We start from the raw sequence: 614 nt of genomic DNA, 5'->3' as shown, positions 1-614 counted from the left end.
AACAACTAACTACGCAACCCGTCTGAAAGAATTGACAGACAAGGGCTATGAAGTTGTGAACGATGAGTTCAAGGGACCTAAGACCTTCGATAACGATGATAAGAAAGACCAACAATTTGTGGTTACTCTTCGTCATGGTAAAGAAGCAATCAAGGATCCAGCAGAACTCAACAAGAAGGTGACTCGTACCATCAAGTATCAATACGCAGATGGTCAAACAGCGGGTCGTCCAGCTCTGAAAGCTCCTGTGACTCAAGAAGCAGCCTTCACACGTACAGGTGAACGTAACCGTGTAACTGGTAAGGAAACCTTCACTGCATGGACACCAGCTACGAAAGAATTGGCCCAAGAAGCTACACCAGTTGTGACTGGATTCGTGGCAGATAAGGCTAATGTAGCAGCGAAGACAGTAACTCCTGATGATAAGGATAGCGAAGAAGTTGTACAATATAAGAAGCTCGGTTCATACGTACCAAATGTACCAGACGGACTTCCAAAAGTACCAAACCTTCCATATCCAAACAATCCAACAGATCCAACAAAACCAGGAACTGATCTTCCAGTAGTTCCAGATGTACCAGGCACTACACCAGTAGGCCCAGATGGTACAACGC

Annotated in this window: 1 protein-coding gene; it reads left to right on the top strand. The window is 45.3% G+C overall.

Annotation, left to right across the window (positions count from 1 at the left end; all coding sequences use genetic code 11):
* Positions 1-614 (top strand): mucin-binding protein (locus tag D8791_RS10455; protein WP_446677532.1); only part of this gene is annotated, 614 nt, incomplete at both ends.

Origin of the sequence: Streptococcus cristatus, from assembly GCF_003943515.1 — a bacterium.
GTDB lineage: Bacteria > Bacillota > Bacilli > Lactobacillales > Streptococcaceae > Streptococcus > Streptococcus cristatus_D.
The sequence above is the reverse complement of the archived record's forward strand: the minus strand, read 5'-3'. Positions and strand labels throughout refer to the sequence as shown.